The sequence below is a fragment of the Aeromicrobium sp. Leaf289 genome (assembly GCF_001423335.1).
Lineage (GTDB): Bacteria > Actinomycetota > Actinomycetes > Propionibacteriales > Nocardioidaceae > Aeromicrobium.
Genome location: NZ_LMNK01000003.1, coordinates 160,543 through 175,342, shown reverse-complemented (window position 1 = coordinate 175,342; position 14,800 = coordinate 160,543). Strand labels below are relative to the sequence as shown.

12 protein-coding genes are annotated in these 14,800 nt (G+C 72.5%); 8 read left to right on the top strand and 4 right to left on the bottom strand.

The window, feature by feature from the left end; all coding sequences use genetic code 11:
• Window positions 1-27 precede the first annotated feature (27 nt).
• Both ASF37_RS11945 and ASF37_RS11940 read left to right on the top strand, forming a co-directional pair.
• The gene (locus ASF37_RS11945; RefSeq protein ID WP_082506512.1) at window positions 28-570 is read left to right on the top strand and encodes a flavin reductase family protein; all 543 of its coding nucleotides are present in this window, start codon (window positions 28-30) and stop codon (window positions 568-570) included.
• A 780-nt stretch (window positions 571-1,350) separates the two neighbouring features.
• Window positions 1,351-1,644 (top strand): GNAT family N-acetyltransferase, encoded by a 294-nt coding sequence (locus ASF37_RS11940; RefSeq protein ID WP_056580800.1) that lies wholly within the window; start codon window positions 1,351-1,353, stop codon window positions 1,642-1,644.
• Window positions 1,645-1,692: 48 nt separating this feature from the next.
• On the opposite strand, the gene ASF37_RS11935 is transcribed toward ASF37_RS11940, so the two are convergent.
• Window positions 1,693-2,835, bottom strand: coding sequence for an LCP family protein (locus ASF37_RS11935; RefSeq protein WP_055968916.1), 1,143 nt, complete (start codon window positions 2,833-2,835; stop codon window positions 1,693-1,695).
• A 169-nt stretch (window positions 2,836-3,004) separates the two neighbouring features.
• Here ASF37_RS11935 and ASF37_RS11930 point away from each other — a divergent pair, with 169 nt between their 5' ends.
• The 3 genes from ASF37_RS11930 to ASF37_RS11920 all read left to right on the top strand — a co-directional run bounded on the left by ASF37_RS11930 (window position 3,005) and on the right by ASF37_RS11920 (window position 7,653).
• Complete coding sequence (locus ASF37_RS11930; protein ID WP_055968914.1) at window positions 3,005-4,462, top strand: LCP family protein; 1,458 nt, start codon at window positions 3,005-3,007, stop codon at window positions 4,460-4,462.
• Window positions 4,463-4,549: 87 nt separating this feature from the next.
• A complete protein-coding gene (locus ASF37_RS11925; protein ID WP_056580799.1) occupies window positions 4,550-6,025 on the top strand; it encodes an LCP family protein in 1,476 nt (491 codons plus the stop codon).
• A complete protein-coding gene (locus ASF37_RS11920) occupies window positions 6,019-7,653 on the top strand; it encodes a CDP-glycerol glycerophosphotransferase family protein (RefSeq protein ID WP_056580796.1) in 1,635 nt (544 codons plus the stop codon). Before ASF37_RS11925 ends, ASF37_RS11920 begins: the two co-directional genes overlap by 7 nt.
• 13 nt (window positions 7,654-7,666) lie before the next feature.
• Here the strand turns inward: ASF37_RS11920 and ASF37_RS11915 are convergent, their stop codons facing one another.
• From ASF37_RS11915 to ASF37_RS11905, 3 genes are all read right to left on the bottom strand, one after another.
• Complete coding sequence (locus ASF37_RS11915; protein ID WP_056580793.1) at window positions 7,667-8,458, bottom strand: ABC transporter ATP-binding protein; 792 nt, start codon at window positions 8,456-8,458, stop codon at window positions 7,667-7,669.
• Complete coding sequence (locus tag ASF37_RS11910) at window positions 8,442-9,314, bottom strand: ABC transporter permease (protein WP_055968907.1); 873 nt, start codon at window positions 9,312-9,314, stop codon at window positions 8,442-8,444. Before ASF37_RS11910 ends, ASF37_RS11915 begins: the two co-directional genes overlap by 17 nt.
• 76 nt (window positions 9,315-9,390) lie before the next feature.
• Window positions 9,391-10,062: a TIGR03089 family protein gene (locus tag ASF37_RS11905; RefSeq protein WP_056580790.1), complete on the bottom strand. Its 672-nt coding sequence runs from the start codon at window positions 10,060-10,062 to the stop codon at window positions 9,391-9,393.
• Between the two features lie 149 nt (window positions 10,063-10,211).
• On the opposite strand from ASF37_RS11905, the gene ASF37_RS11900 reads away from it, so the two are divergent.
• Genes ASF37_RS11900 through ASF37_RS11890 form a run of 3 tightly spaced genes read left to right on the top strand, consistent with a single transcriptional unit; the run spans window position 10,212 to window position 14,770 of the window.
• Window positions 10,212-10,466, top strand: coding sequence for a WhiB family transcriptional regulator (locus ASF37_RS11900; RefSeq protein ID WP_055970219.1), 255 nt, complete (start codon window positions 10,212-10,214; stop codon window positions 10,464-10,466).
• Window positions 10,467-10,520: 54 nt separating this feature from the next.
• Window positions 10,521-13,352 carry a glycosyltransferase family 2 protein gene (locus ASF37_RS11895; protein WP_082506510.1) on the top strand — a complete coding sequence of 944 codons (2,832 nt, stop codon included), beginning with the start codon at window positions 10,521-10,523 and terminating at the stop codon, window positions 13,350-13,352.
• Window positions 13,349-14,770 carry a DUF5719 family protein gene (locus ASF37_RS11890; RefSeq protein ID WP_156368189.1) on the top strand — a complete coding sequence of 474 codons (1,422 nt, stop codon included), beginning with the start codon at window positions 13,349-13,351 and terminating at the stop codon, window positions 14,768-14,770. Before ASF37_RS11895 ends, ASF37_RS11890 begins: the two co-directional genes overlap by 4 nt.
• The last annotated feature ends 30 nt before the right edge of the window (window positions 14,771-14,800 follow it).

The window sequence follows — 14,800 nt, the reverse complement described above, 5'->3', positions numbered from 1 at the left end:
CTCGTGAGGACGAGGAAGGGAGACGGCATGGGCACGCGCACGGACGTGGAGACCGGGGCCGAGGCGATCTCGACCCACGGCTCCGCCGGTGTGGCCGAGCTGTTGAAGGCGGCGTTCCGACGCCACGCCAGCGGCGTCGCGATCATCACGGCGACGGGTCCGGACGGTCCGGTCGGACTCACCGCCTCCAGCGTGGCCTCGGTGTCCACCCACCCACCGGCGCTCTCGTTCTCGGTCCTGACGTCCAGCACGTCCGGCAGCGCGATCGCCGAGGCGGCGGAGCTCGACGTCCACCTGCTCCCCTCGGGGCTCGCCGACCTGGCCGACGCCTACGGCCGGTCGGCCGGCGCGCGCTTCGTCCCCGAGCAGGGCTGGGCGTCCGACGACGTCGGCACCACGCTTCCCGAGGCGGTCGCGTCGCTGCGGTGCGTGCCCCTCGCGCGGGTGCCGGTGGGGGAGTCCGTCGTCGTGGTCGCCGAGGTCCGTGACGTGCAGCTCGGTCCCGTGGGCGAGCCCTTGGTCTACCACGACCGGACGTACCGGACGGTGGGCGCGATCAGCGACCGCTGACGAGGCGGTTCCACTCGGCCGCCGCGTCGCGGTCGGGTGGTCTCCGTGTTCTCCTGCGGGTGCGTTGCTCGAGGTGGGCTTTCGGTTGCTGCTTCGCTGCTCCGGCTGGGTCGTGCCTTGCGGCTGCGTTGCTGTGGCCCGTCGTCGACCTGCTCTCCGAAAGGGCCTCGACCGGCGGCGGGGTCCGGGCTCGGTCGAGCACTCGGAGCGCGGCTCCCGGTGACGCAAGATTCTGCGTTCGTGCGTGAGGGGGCAGAGGATGCTGCGTTCGCGGTCGGATCCCGTCGTGAACGCAGCATCGTTCGGGCTTGAGCACGCGAAGGCAGCATCCTGCGTCCGCCGGGGCCCCGGTGCGTGTGGGGTGGGCAGAGATTCTTCCTCTGCGTGGCACGGTCCACGCGAAGGAAGAACCGTGCGTGGATCACGCGCAGATGGAGAATCGTGGCCAGGCCCCGCAGACCCAACCGAGCCCAGACCCCCGGCTGCGGTCGAGGCCCTTTCGGAGACCGACCGGCCTCGCAGCCACAGCGACGCAGCAACAGGAGAAGGCCCAGTCGCGCCCCGCAGACCCAGCCGATTCGAGACCCACCGTTCCGGTCGAGGCCCTGGGAGACCACCCCGACTCGCGGCCACTGCGACGCAGCAGCGAGCGGAAGCCGACCCCCGCCCCGCCTACCCACCCGCACCACCCAGACCGACTGAGGCCCTTCCGTGACGTGACAGGATCCTGGTGCGGCACTCGTACGGAACTGGTGCGGCGCACGACCGAGAGGATGTCCCATGGCAGAGCTGACCGTCGAGGACCAGCCCGGCAAGAGCCGGTTCGAGGCGCGCCTCGGCGACGAGCTCCTCGGCTTCGTGGAGTACCAGCGCACCGACGAGCTGGTCGTCATCACCCACACCGAGGTGCCGCGCGAGAACGAGGGCCGTGGCATCGGCTCTCTCCTGGCACGCGGCATCCTCGACGACACGCGGGCCCGGGGGGCGAAGGCGCTCGTCACGTGCCCGTTCGTGCTCGCCTGGATCGGGCGCCACCCGGACTACCAGGACCTGCAGTTCAACGCCCCACGCTGACCTGCTGGGATCTGCGCCGACCGGCCCGGTGGCCGGCGGCTCGGCCGCTCAGTCCTTGGGCAGGCCGTCGGCCGTGCACAGGTCGCCGATGCTCCCGGTGCGGTCGGCCTTGACGAGGTCGAACATCTGCTGGCTGCGCTCGGCGTCCCAGCGGACCGAGAAGTCGGCCAGGGGGACGGTGCAGCTCAGACCGTCCGACCCCATGGCCGAGCGCAGACCCAGGGCGAACTTGACCAGGTCGTAGGGGTTGGTGCCCTCGCCGATCTGCACCGCGCTGGCCGCGCCGGTGTTGACGCCCCAGTACCGGACCGGGTTCACGATCGTCCACGGCGACGCCGCCTTCTTCGCGATGCCGCTGATCACCTCGCGCTGGCTCTGCACGCGCTGGATGTCCTGCGTGGCGTAGCTGTGGCGGTTGCGCGAGTACGCCAGCGCCGTCGCACCGTCGGCCTCCTGGCACCCGGCCTTCACGTCGAGCCCGGAGTCCTTGTCCTTGATGTCCTCCTTCGGGCAGATCTCGACGCCACCCAGGGCGTCGACCACCTTCACGAGCCCGCCGAAGCCGATCTCCACGTAGTCGTCGACCGTGATGCCGGTGTTCTGCTCCACGGTCTGGGTCAGCAGCTGAGCGCCTCCGTAGGCGTAGGCCGCGTTGATCTTGGTCGAGCCGTAGCCCGGCACGTCGACGATCGAGTCACGGGGGATCGACATGAGCATCGACGGACCGGCGCCGGTGTGCAGCAGCATGATCGTGTCGGTGCGTCCGCGACCTCCGCCGTCCCCGCCCGTGCTCAGCTCGGACTGCTCCTCCTTGCTGAGTCCGGCCCGGCTGTCCGAGCCGACGATGAGGAAGGTGGTCCCGGGCTGGTCGCCCGGACCCTCGGCCTCGGGCTGGAACGGGATCTTCGAGGCGGTCGAGTAGGCGTAGAGAGGCGTGCCGACCAGGAAGGCGAGCCAGGCCAGCAGCAGCAGAGCCACGACGCGCCCGGGCCCGCGTCGGCCGCGCTTCCTGCGCGGCGGCTCCGCCGCGGGTCGGCGGCTCGACCCGGGCGGGGGCAGGTTGGGGGGCGGCAGCTCGTCTCGGCGCACGGTCTGCTGCGGCTGCTGCCGGGTGCGGTCGCGATCGGCGTCGCGGTCGTCGCCCGAGCCGTACAACCATCCGTAGCTGTCCTCGGGGCGTTGCTCTGGCATGGGTCCGAACCTATCCGAGCGGTACCCGTCGGCGGTGCTTCTGCGCGGTGGCGCCACGCAGAAACCTGCTCGTCCCGGCGCGCCCTCGACCTCGGGTACAGAGTTTGTGTGACGATCGACGCGACCTGCTCGCCCTGCTCTTCCCCCGGCAGCGACCTCTGAGGACGACATGCACGAGAACACCCGTACCTCGCCCCACTCGCCCTCGACGGGCCCGGCGGCGGCCCACGCGGCCTCCGAGCGCATCCAGCTGCGCCGCGCCCTCACGCTGACCGTCATGACGCTGGTCATGCCCGGCTCGGCCCAGATCGTCACCGGCAACAAGCGCATCGGCCGCATCGCCCTGCGCATCTGGCTCGGCTGCCTCGCGGTCGGTGCCCTCGTGCTCGTGCTCGCCCTGACCTCACGGTCCGGCCTGTTCATGCTCCTCACCGACGGGCGGATCCTGACGCCCGTCCGGTACGCCCTCATCGGCGGCGCCCTGTTCTGGATGGTCCTCATCGTCGACGCCTGGCGCCTCGGCCAGCCGCTGCGCCTCGCCCGTCGGCACCGGTTCTGGGTCGCCGGGCTGAACGGCGCGCTGTGCTTCGTCACCGCCGGCGCCATGTTCTTCGGCGCGCACCTCGTGGGCGTCCAGACCGGCGTGCTCGACACCGTGTTCGCTGCCTCCACGACCTCCAAGCCCGTCGACGGCCGCTACAACGTCCTGCTCATGGGCACCGACTCCGGCAAGGACCGCTCGGGCATGCGCCCCGACTCGCTCAACGTCGCCAGCATCGACGCCGAGACCGGCCGCACGGTGCTCATCGGCCTGCCGCGCAACCTCGAGGACGTGCCGTTCCCCTCCGACTCGTTCATGAAGAAGGAGTTCCCGTCCACGTTCGACTGCGACGGCTGCTACCTCAACGCGGTCAACACGTGGGCCGACGACAACGCGGCCCAGATGGGTGTGAAGAAGGTCGGGCACCGCACTCCCGGCATCCAGGCGACGATCGACGCCGTCGAGGCCATCACCGGGCTCGACCTCAACTACTACGCCCTCGTGAACATGGCGGGCTTCTCCGACCTGATCGACGCCGTGGGCGGTGTCAGCATCGACGTCCAGGAGCGCACGGCGATCGGCGGCATCGGCTCGCCGATCCGTGGGTACATCGAGCCCGGACGCCAGAAGCTCACGGGCGACCAGGCGCTCTGGTACTCCCGCAGCCGCGTGCTCAACAACGACTTCTCGCGCATGGGCCGCCAGAAGTGCGTCATGACGGCGATGCTGCGCGAGCTCAGCCCCAAGAAGGTCCTCATGAACGTGGAGAAGATCGCCGACTCGAGCAAGACGCTGCTCGACACCGACATCCCGGCCCGTGACCTCAACGTGTTCATGGACCTCGCGCTGAAGGCCAAGGCGCAGCCCATCTCGTCGGTCTCGCTCGTGCCTCCGGTGATCTTCACCGGCAACCCCGACTACGACAAGGTGCGCTCGCTCATCTCCAAGGCGATCGACAAGGCCGAGGGCAAGAAGCAGGCGAAGGACGGCATCCTCGCCGCGTCCCTGTCGGTGCCCTCGTCGGCGGGTGACGCGAAGGACCCGACCAAGGCGAACCAGAGCGACGACCTCGACTCGTCCTGCTGATCACGCCGTGCTCACGGGTCGTGGACGAGAGGGCTTGGCGCGGTGAGCGATAATGGTGCGTCGCCAGCACTTCGAGACCGAGGAACCATGACACGTCGTCGCGCGAAGGTGCTCAGCCGTGGACCCGACGTCGACGACCTGACACCCCGGTTGCGGTTCCGTCGCGCCCTCCGCCTGTGCCTCATGTCGGCCGTGGCACCGGGATCGGCGCAGCTGGCCGTCGGCAACCGCTGGGTCGGTCGCATCGCTCTCACGGTGTACGTGCTGCTGCTCGCCGGGCTGGGCTACCTCGTGTGGACCTACCGAGGTGACCGCGCCGGCATCATCGGGCTGGTCACCGACCCCGACGTGCTCCAGGTCTTCCGCATCGGCGTCGGCGTGCTCGCGGTGGCCTGGGCCGCCCTCTTCATCGACGCCTGGCGCCTCGCGCGTCCGCTGCGCCTGACGCCCGCGCGGGCCGGCGTCGTGGTGGTGCTCAACACCGCCCTGGTCGTCGGTGTGCTGGGCTCGGCGGTCTACGCCTCGCGCGTGAGCACGGCGAGCCGTGACGCCGTGCAGGAGGTGTTCTCGGCCGAGACCACGAGCCCTCCGCTGGCCGGTCGCTACAACATCCTGCTCATCGGCTCGGACTCCGGCAAGGACCGCACCGGCATCCGGCCCGACTCCATGACGGTGGCCAGCATCGACGCCTCGAGCGGCAAGACGGTCCTGGTCTCGCTGCCGCGCAACCTGCAGAACGTGCCGTTCCGCGAGTCGTCGCCGATGCACCAGCTGTACCCGTTCGGCTACAACTGCGGCTCCGAGTGCCTGCTCAACGCCGTGCACACGGCCGCCGAGAACCGCAGCGACCTCTACCCCGGTGCCGTCGACCCCGGGCTCGAGGCGACCATCGACGCCGTCGAGGGCGTCACCGACCTCTCCATCAACTACTACGTGATGATCAACCTCAAGGGCTTCCGCTCCCTGGTCGACGCGGTCGGCGGCGTCGAGATGGACGTCAAGACACGGCTCGCGATGTTCGGCAAGGAGGACGCCTACAAGCAGACGTACATCGAGCCCGGACGCCAGAACCTCGACGGCAACCAGGCGCTCTGGTACGCCCGCAGCCGGATCCAGTCCGACGACTACACGCGCATGGGACGCCAGAAGTGCCTCATGGTCGCGATGCTCGACCAGATGAGTCCGCAGACGGTGCTGCTCAACGCCACCGACATCGCCAAGTCGGGCGCGGAGCTCCTGTCGACGAACATGCCCTCGGAGGCGCTCGGCGAGTTCGCCGACATGGCCCTGAAGGCCCGCAACACGAAGATCCGCACGGTCTCGCTCGTCCCGCCGGTCGTCTCCACGGTGACCCCGGACTACCCGCTCATCCAGGACATGATCAAGCAGGCCATCATCGAGACGCACGGTGGCGACGCCAACAAGGGCGAGACGTCGGCCGAGCCCGAGTCGTCGGCGACGCCGGACCCGAGCGACCCGACGCAGACGCCCTCCACCGATCCCTCGGAGGACCCGAGCCAGGCCGCGGCGAACAACGTCGAGGACCTGGACGCCGCGTGCTGAGTGCCGCCGACCTGGAGGGCTCGAAGGGCTTCGTCGACGCGATCGACGTGGACGCCGACGCAGGCACGGTCACGCTGCACGCCCACCTGCGGGTGCCGGACACCCGCGTCGACGAGCGGCCGGGCCTGGACGCAGAGCTGCGGCTCGGGGACGTCCGGGTCGGGGCGCGATGGGTGGAACGACCGGACCGCCGGGTTCGGTACGGCCCCTGGTCCGCACTGGTCGTCGAGGTGCCCCTCGCCGCGTGGCCGCGGGGCGTCGTCCGCCCCGAGATGGCCGTCGAGGGCCGGGTGCTGCGGCTCCGCCCGACACGGGCCCTGTTCAGGAACGCCACCCTCGGGGCCCACGGCGACGTCGCCCTCGACGTGCGAGCCGACGGCGACGCGGTCGTGGTCGAGCTGCTCGACGGTGGGGAGCGTGCGGCGGCGCGGCTGAGGCGCCGCTCCGACCTGCGTGCGGTGCGCCGGCGTGAGCCGCTCTGGGGCTGGCGGGTCGTCCGTGCCCTGACCGGGTGGATGCACCGCCGCCCGCTCTGGCTGGTGGGGGAGCGACGTGACACCGCGCAGGACAACGGCGCTGCGCTCTTCGCGCACCTGCGCCGGCACCGGCGCGACCTGCGGGCGTACTACGTCGTCGAGCGGGGCACCCCGGGCTGGGCCCGGATGCGTCCGCTCGGTCGCGTGGTGGCCCACGGGTCGTGGCGGCACCGCCTGCTGCTGTGGCACGCCAGCCACCTCGTCAACGCCTTCGACCCCGACGTCTACGGCATCCCGGAGGCGTGGGGACGCGACGACTACGTGCGCCACGTCCGGCCCCGGGTCGGCACCCGCCGGGTGTTCCTCCAGCACGGCGTCGTCTACCGCGACCTGGCGCCGGTCATCGGGCGGCTGGTCGCCGGGTACGACCTCGTGCTCACGTCCGCAGCGGCCGAGCGTGACTGGATCGCCGGACGGCTCGGGTACGGGGACCGTGCGGTGCTCACCGGGCTGCCTCGCCACGACCTGCTCCTCCGTGAGCCTGCCGCCGGGGGGCCTCGGGTCCTCTTCGCGCCGACGTGGCGGGCCGACCTGGTCGTGCCCTCCTACCGGGAGGGCGGCGGTGGCCCCGTCCGTGGCGTGGAGGAGTCCGGGTACGCGCAGCTCGTCCGTGGGGTCGTCGAGCACCCCGCGCTGGCTGCTGCGCTCGAGCGTCACGGCGCCGTGCTGGAGGTCCTGCCCCACTACGAGGCGCGGGGGCTGCTCGCCGACCTCGTGGACGCCCGGTCGGACGTGCGACTGGTCGACCAGGAGCGTGAGGAGTTCGGTGCGGTGCTGCGCCGCGCCTCCGTCTTCCTCACCGACTACTCCTCGACGTTGTTCGACGCGGCCCTCCTCGGCCTGCCGGTGGTGGCGGCCCACGTCGACCCCGCGTTCGAGCAGGCCGGGCGCCCGCACGCGTTCGAGGTCGACGAGATCGGCATCGCCACCGTCGTGCGCGACGTCGACGCCGCCGTCGCAGCGGTGGTGGAGCGGCTGGACGCCGGGCGGCGTGACCCCGCCGCCGACGCCGCGGTGCACCGCTTCTTCGCCCATGCCGGCGACCAGGGAAGCGCGGCCCGGGCCGTCGCCGCCATCGAGGCGATGTCGTGACCGGAGGGCGCGGCTACTTGGACTTCTCGTAGGCGGGGATGACCTCGTCGGGCGGTCCGTCCATCATCAGGACGCCCTTGTTGATCCAGATCACCCGGTTGCAGGTGTCGCGGATCGAGCGCATCGAGTGGCTGACCAGGAACACGGTGCCGGCGTTGTCGCGGATCTCGCGGATGCGGGCCTCGCTGCGGTCGCGGAAGCCCTTGTCGCCGACGGCGAGCGCCTCGTCGACGATGAGGATCTCGTGGTCGCGCGCCGTGGCGATCGCGAACTTCAGGCGCGCGGTCATGCCGGAGGAGTAGGTGCGCATCGGCAGGTCGATGAAGTCGCGGATGCCGGAGAACTCGACGATCTCGTCGTACTTCGCCTCGATCTCGTCGCGGGACAGACCGAGCGCCAGTCCGCCCAGGATCACGTTCCGCTCGCCCGAGAGGTCCTTGATGAGCGCGGCGCCGACCCCCAGCATGCTCGGCCGTGACGACGCGTAGATGGCGCCCTTGGAGGTGGGGGTCAGGCCGACGATCGCGCGCATGAGCGTCGACTTGCCCGATCCGTTGGAGCCGATGACGCCGATGCTGTCGTTCTCGTAGGCCGTGAACGAGACCCCCTTGAGGGCGTGCACGGTGCGGGTGCTGCGGGACCGCTGCATGAGCTTGCGCCCCGCGTCGGCCGCGGTCGCACGCTTGCCGGTGGCCAGCACCTTGTACTCCACGTGCACGTCGACGACCTCCACGACGGGACGTCGGGTGAGCTCCCCCGTCGGCCCGGCGCTGTCGAGGCCCGTGTCGTCAGTCGGTTCGGCCATAACGTTCCTCCGCCGCCCAGAAGTAGATGGTGCCGAACACCAGCACGGCCACCGACCAGGCGGAGGCGTACGCCCAGAAGTGCCAGGGCATCGTGTACGAGGGCCCGTCCAGCAGGATGGCCCGACCCAGCGACAGGAACTCGTGGATCGGCTGGGCGTCGGCGACGGTCCGGAAGATCGAGTTCGCGTCGAAGCGCTGGTCGATGCTGTAGAAGATGCCCGACGTGTAGAAGAAGAACCGCGAGACGAACGGCAGCAGCTGCGTCAGGTCGCGGAAGTGCACCGTGAGACGCGCCGTGATGAGCGTGAGCCCGGTGTTGAACACCGTGAAGAGCAGGACGAGCGGCACCAGCAGGAGCCACTCGACGTCCGGCACGCTGCCGTAGGCCAGCGCCACGGCGGCCATGATGACCACCATCGGCACGAACTGCATGAACCGCTGCGCCACGAGGGCGAGCGGGAGGGACATGCGCGGGAAGCTGAGGCTCTGGACGAGCGCGGCGTTGGAGGTGATCGACTTCGCGCCGGTGGTGAAGCACGTGGAGAAGTACTCGAACATCAGGACCCCGATGACGAGGAACGCCACGAACGACTCGACGCCGCGGCTGGTCTGCAGCAGGAAGCCGAACACGAGTCCGTAGACCGCGGCGTTGAGCAGGGGCTTGAGCACGACCCAGCCCATGCCGAGCCGGTTGCGCCCGTTCTCGGCCTCGAGCCGGTAGCGCGCCAGCGAGTAGATGAACTCGCGGCGCCGGAGGACCTCGGCGAGGTAGCGGAGCAGCGGCGGCCGTCCACCCACCTTCGTGAGCCCGTGGGTCCCGCCCGTCTTGCTGGCGATCGCGCGGTGACGACTCATCCTGGCGGAGGGCCTTTCTGTCGTCGCGGCGGCGGGCGGGGAAGGGGATGCAGCCGTCGAAAGTGTAGTGGATGGGTCAGGGGTGGACATGGGCCCGCTCCTGCTGCGCCACGCGCTCCAGCTGGTCGGCGTCGGCACCAGCCACGACCACGAGCGATCCACCACCACGCAGGGCGCTCACCAGGAGCAGCGCGTCCCGGCGGAGGTCGCCGGGCTCCACGAGCACCCGCCGCGGATCGGGAGCGCCGAGCTCGACGAGCCCGGCGTGGTCGAGCGGGTCCGCGCCGGCCAGGTCGAGCGCGGCCGACCCGGCGTGCGGGACGTCGAGGGGCGTGAACGCGTCCGGCTGCCCCGGGACGACGGTGGCGAGGTCGACGAATCCCTCCGGCGGGCTGACGAAGGGGCCACCGAGCGGACGCAGCGACGCGGCCAGACGCACCGGCTCGTCGCCCACGAGGTCGGGGCCGCTGACCCCGATGTCGGCGTCGCGGTCGACGACGACCGCCCCCACGGTCCAGGAGGAGAGCAGCCACACGAAGCGCAGCCAGTGGCTCGGCAGGCCGATCCGGACGCGGGTCCCGATCTCGGCGTCGAGCTCGTCGACGAGCAGGGACGCCGTCTTCGCGACCCAGTTGGCGGTGGTCGTGGCACTCAGCTCCACCCGTTCGCCGGTCGTGCGGTCGTCCCAGGTGAGCAGCGGTCGCCCGGGTTCGCGGACGGCGGGGAGGAGGTCGGCGAGGGTGGGCATGGGTCCATCCTCCCGCCGTGGCGCGAGCGCGGTCGGGTGGGGCCGGTGAGCACGGCGCGGCCCCTGGAAGGCGGCGCGACACGCCGGAGGTTCCGCGGATCGTGCAATTCCGCTTGACGTATGGCAGCACCAGGCGTGTAATTACGGACATGTCATTCGATCTGGGTCTGCCACTGTCGCCCGAAGAGGAGCTCATGTGGCAGGAGCGTGCGCTCTGTGCCCAGACCGACCCGGAGGCGTTCTTCCCCGAGAAGGGCGGGTCGACCCGGGAGGCCAAGCGGGTCTGCCTCACCTGCGACGTCCGGGGCGAGTGCCTCGAGTACGCCCTGGCCCACGACGAGCGGTTCGGCATCTGGGGCGGGCTCTCCGAGCGGGAGCGGCGCAAGCTCAAGAAGCGCGCCTGAGGCGGCGTCCGGGCACACCCGGCCGCACTTTCGCCCCCCGCTAAGTTGGCGGGCATGGACGAGCCCGGTACCGACGACGAGGCACCTGTCGTCCCCGCCTGGCGATCGTCGCCTCCGACGGTGGGGGCGGTCCTCGTCACCCACAACGGAGCCCGGTGGCTCCCGCAGGTGCTGGCCTCCTTCGCCGCCCTCGAGCACGACCCGACCCTGTGGCGGGTCGTCGACGTCAGCTCCACCGACGACGGGGCCGACCTGGTCCGCTCCTCGTTCGGTGCGGACCGCATCACCTACGCGCCGGCCGGGACCGGCTTCGGCGAGGCCGTCCACCGGGCGGTCTCGGCCATGCCGCGCACGGACTGGATCTGGCTCCTGCACGACGACGCGGCGGTGCGTCCCGACACGCTGGCCGCCCTCCTCGACGAGGCCACCACGGCCGACGACATCGCCGTGGTCGGTCCCAAGATCCGCGAGTGGCCGTCCCTGCGGCGCCTCGTCGAGGTGGGTCTGACCGTCACGTCCACCGGTGCCAGGGAGACCGGGCTGGAGACGGGGGAGCCCGACGCCGGGCAGCACGACTGGCCGCGCGACGTGCTCGCGGTCAACACGGCCGGCATGCTCGTGCGTCGCGACGTGTGGGACGAGCTGGGCGGGCTCGACGCCGAGCTCCCTCTGTACTTCGACGACGTCGACCTCGGCTGGCGCGTGGCACGGGCCGGGTACCGCACCCGGATCGCCCCGCGGGCCGTCCTCTTCCACGCCGAGGCCTCGCGTCGCGGGACCCGGCGCCGGGTGGCGGGCGACGTCGAGCCCTGGGAGCAGCGACGGGCAGCGCTCCACGTGCAGCTCGCGAACGTGTCCGGTCGCCGGTTCTGGTGGCAGTACCTCCGGCTGCTGGCCGGGACCCTCCTGCGCACGCTGGGTCTCCTCGTCGCCCGCGACCCCGAGGCGGCCGGCGACGAGCTGCAGGCGCTGGTCTCCGTCTACGCACACCCCGGCCGGCTGCGCGACGCCCGGCGGAGCCGGATCGGCACCGCCCGCCGCGACGACCGGGAGGTCCGACACCTGTTCGCGCCGTTCTGGCTGCCCTACCGGCACGGGTACGACGCCGCGCGCGACGCGGTCGTGGCGCTCGTGCGACCCGAGTCCGTCGAGACGACGGGACGCCGGTCCACGGCCGACGAGGGCGTCGGCGACGCGCCCCTCGACGACGGACCGTCGCTGTGGAGGCGGAGGCCCTGGCTCGTCACGGTGTCGGTGCTCGTGCTCCTCTCGCTCCTGGCCGCCCGGGGGCTCTTCGTCGGGCCGGCGGGGAGCTCGCTCACCGGTGGGGCGCTCGGTGCCACCCCCGGCTCGGCGGGGGAGTGGTGGCGGATCTGGTTCGAGCGCAGCCACGACGTCGGCCTGGGCAGCACCGACCCGGTGCCCACGACGGTGCTGCTGCTGGCCCTCGCCTCCACGCCCGTGTGGTTCGCGCCGGGGCTCGTCGTCGGACCGCTCCTGCTGCTGGCCGTCCCCCTGGCCGGGCTCACGGCCCACCGTCTGGGACGGCGCCTCACCGACCACCGCAGGCTGCGGATCGTCTGGGCGGTCGGCTACGCGCTGACGGTCGTCGCCACCGGAGCGGTCTCCGAGGGTCGGCTCGGCACGGTCGTCGCCCTCGTGGTGCTGCCCGTCGTGGTCACCACGACGCTGCAGCTGGCCGATCACGGGGAGGCACCGCGTCGCACGGCCCTGCGGTGGGGGATCTGGGTGGCCGTGGGCACGGCCTTCGCCCCCGTGGTGCTCCTGCTGGCCGTCCTCGGTCTCGGGGTCCTGCTGCTGGTCGACCGCAGGCTCGCCCGACCGGCGCTGATCGGCATGGCGGTCGCCGTGGTCCTGGTGGGCCCGTGGCTGCTCACCCGGGTGCTGCACCCGATGCTGTGGTGGTGGGAGAGCGGCGAGCTCCTTCCCGGCGCCGGGCCCGGGTGGCGGACCGCGCTCGGACTCGTCGTCGGCCGGGCGGGCTCGCCGGAGCAGTCGCCCCTCTGGCTCGGGGCGGGGCTCGTCGTCCTGGCGGTCCTCGCGCTCCTGCCGCGGGCCACGCGCTCGGTCGCCGGGGTGTGCTGGGTGCTCGGACTGCTGGCCCTGGCGGTCGCGGTCGTCGGCGTCGTCGTGGACGGTGCCGTCCCGGGAAGCCCGGTCCCGGTGCAGCCGTGGGTCGGCGTCCCGGTCGGGGCCGTCGTCCTGGCGCTCGGCACGGCCGCACTGGTCGGCGTGCCGACCCTGATGGCCGACCGGGGCCGGAGCGCAGGCGTCGCGGTCCTGGTCGTCGCGCTGGTCCTGCCCGTCGGCACGGGGGTCTGGTGGGTGGCCCGCGGTGTCGCCGACCCGATCGACCGGGCGCGTCCCGACAGCGTCCCGGCCTTCCTCACGGAGCGTCCCGGTGACACGCTGGTCGTCTCCGGCTCGACGGCCGAGGGGGTCCTGGTCTCGGTCGTCCGCGGCGAGGGGCCCGTGATCGGCGAGGAGGGCCTGCGACCGTCCGAGCGCTCCACGGCGGACCTCACGGCAGCGGTGGAGTCGGTGCTGTCGGCGCCGGGCGCCGACGGGATCCGGCGGCTGGGCGCCCTGGGCATCGACGCGGTGTACGCCCCCGACGTGGACGCCGACGTGGCCCGGGCCCTCGACGCCGCACCCCTGCTGGAGCCCTCGGGCAGCGACGCGCCGACGTCGCGCGTCTGGACGATGGTCGAGCCGGCCGCGCCGCCCGCCGTCGACGGGGTGCCGTGGCGGCCGTGGGTCGCCGGCGGTCAGCTCGTGCTGTGGCTGCTCGCCATCGTGCTCACCGCACCGGTCCGGCGCCGCGAGAGCGCGCTCGATGACGACGCCGAGGAGGTCCGGGCATGAGTGGCGGAACACGCGTGCGCGGTGGATCGCGATCTCGATCCGCCCCCGGCGGTGGTCGCGGGCTCGCCCTCGCCCTGCTGCCGGTGATCGCGGCAGGCCTGGTCGTCGCGGCAGGGCTCACGCCCGCCGCGCCCGGGTCCACCGAGGCGCCGCGCCCGGTGCCCGCGCGCGAGACCACGTACGCCTGCACCGGTGCGCCCGACCTCGCGACGGGCCAGGTCGACGCCGGATCCTCGACCTCGGCTCGAGCACTGCCCGGTGGCGCCGCCGTCGACGGTGCCGCCGACCCACGGAGCTGGGTCCGCTCGGAGCTCGACGACGTGCTGGGCGACGACGCCGACGCGCTCGTCGTCACGCAGCGCGGCACGGGGTCCGGCGCGGTCGGCTTCGTCTCCGGGACCCTCGACGAGGACCAGGGCGAGGGTCTCGTCGTCGGCCGGTGCCAGGGCGTCGTCGCCGACGCCTGGTACGCCGGGCTCGGGTCGGGTCAGCGCCACCTGAGCGACCTCGTGCTGACGAACCTCGCCGACACCCCGGCCGTCGTCGACGTGTCGCTGTGGTCGGCGGACGGCCCCGTCGACGCGGTGGGCGGAGACGGTCTCGTCGTCGAGCCGGGCGACACCCGCACGGTGCCCCTGGCCGACCTCGCGGCGGGCGAGCCCGACCTCGGGGTGCACGTCTCCCGTCGTCGAGGCGCCGTCGCGGTCTCCGTGCTCGACACCTCCACGGGCGCCTCGCAGGGCTCGGAGCTCGTGAGCCCGGCACCCGAGCCCGCGCGCCGTCTCGTGGTGGCCGGGCTCCCGGCCGGGGAACGCGGCCGCACGCTCCACGTGCTCAACCCGTCGGGGTCGACGGCCCGTGTCGCGGTCGAGGTGCTGGGATCGGACGGTGCGTTCGTCCCCGAGGGCCTGGGCGAGGTGAAGGTCGGGGCCGGGCGGGTCGTGTCGGTCGAGGTCCCGCGCAGCGCGGGGTCGGGACGCGTCGCCCTCCGCCTGGTCGCCGACACCCCGGTCGTCGCGACGGCCTCGGTGTCCCCGACCGGTGACGACACGGCGACGACGGAGGCGGTCGGACCGTGGACCGGCCCGGCGGTCGTGCCGGTCAAGGGAGGCCTCGGCGTGCCCGAGCTCGTGCTCAGCGCCCCTGGCGCCGACGCGGACCGACGAGTCGTCCTCGAGGCCCGCGACGCCGACCTCGAGGTGGTGTCGCGTGCCGAGGTCGCGGTCCCCGCGGGCACGACGATCGGGGTGGACCCCGACGACGAGCTCGACCTCGACGGCGTGACGTCGCTCGTGGTCCGCTCGACCGGGGGCGTGGTGGGCGCGGCGCAGTTCAGCGACGGCGACCGGAGAGCGAGCCTGGCGCTGACCGCTGCCCCGACGCACGTCCTCGCACCACGGGTCCGACCGGCGCCCTGAGCCCCGCCCACGACCCGGCCGTGCCGGTCG